The following is a 1,320-nucleotide window of genomic DNA, read 5'->3' on the forward strand; positions in this document are numbered from 1 at the left end:
CCTGGCGCGGTGTGAGGGAAGGTATAATCCTTCCCCTTCTCCAGCTTCATTTCCTTGTCGGTAAAACCGTCTATACCATTCAACGGATTCCCTTTTGTATCAAAGTGCTGAATAATCGCCATGCCTTCGGCTGGTTCCAGTTCAATTTTAAAAAGTGTAGGGAAGTAATAACGAAACCCTTCTACACCGGGAGCAAAGACAGTACCGTTTTTTATTCTTTCTTCCTCTCTTCTGTTGACTGGCTCTACTTTGGCTTCCAAAATACCATTTAAGACAAACACTTTTTTGGAAGCTTTATTCGAACCCAGTCCATTAACTGGAGTATTTCCATAGTTGTCATAATCAAATTTCGAAGTTGCATTCTGGTAATATTTTTTAGGATTTTCTTTTAATTCTCCGGCTCTGGATTTTTCGAACGCTAAATCTCCAAGTTTTACTTTACCATCAGCAGATTTCCAATCATAGTTAAATTGTTCCACAGAAATACTTTTAACTTTTCGATTTGATCCGAACGTAAATTCATAGGTTCCACCGTCCACCTCTGGAACCTTGGACTTAGGGTGGTGTCCAGCACCCGTCCACTGGCCTCCTGAGTTACTCCAAACTTCGTAATACACCATGCCTACAAAGTAATAGAGATTAGGATTATCTTGATCCTGAAGTAACCTATTTGAACTGATAGAAAAAATGTTCCCTTCAGCTTTTACTGTATTGTACGTTAGCACTACAAATAGAGAGGATAAAAAAAATGTCACAAGTACTACTAAGAGTATTGTTCGTTTCATCCTATAAATCCCCTCACTTGAACGGATTAACGATTGCTACAGCATACTTGTCAAGATCGCCATCCATGAGAAGAATATAGTCTGCTTGAGTAATTTTAAAATTCATCCAGCCAGTGTAACTTTGAACGTATTCTCCATTTTGGAATTTATCTGACTGGCTCACAACCGGATAATAGTTCATTCCTGTCTTATCACCGTTGTTAATAAAAGCTGGGTCAAGGACCCCACGTGATTTTGCATAATTATTTTTAATTAGGAAGGCGATAGGATTACCTCTATGGTTACTGCGAATTTGAACTTGATCATCCTTTGTAATTGAGCTTTTAACAATATCAATACTATAGACGACTTGGCTGTCACCTAATTGAATGGGAAGATCCGTTTCTTTAATGATCTTTACACCGCTGTACATTTCATCAGCCATATCTCTAAATACATTATCACTCTTCGTATACGCCTTAAAATCACTCAGCTTCGTCAGTTTAAATTCCTTATCATCTGTACTCCGAAAATTCTTGTTCCCAATCCATACCCA

2 pseudogenes are annotated in these 1,320 nt (G+C 38.3%); both read right to left on the reverse strand.

Going from position 1 to position 1,320, the window contains the following annotated elements:
- Positions 1-785: pseudogene (locus tag DFQ00_RS28660) on the reverse strand (hypothetical protein); the annotation flags it as partial.
- A 13-nt stretch (positions 786-798) separates the two neighbouring features.
- Positions 799-1,320: pseudogene (locus DFQ00_RS28665) on the reverse strand (copper amine oxidase N-terminal domain-containing protein); the annotation flags it as partial.

The organism is Paenibacillus barcinonensis (genome assembly GCF_003217495.1).
In the GTDB taxonomy this organism is placed as follows: domain Bacteria; phylum Bacillota; class Bacilli; order Paenibacillales; family Paenibacillaceae; genus Paenibacillus; species Paenibacillus barcinonensis.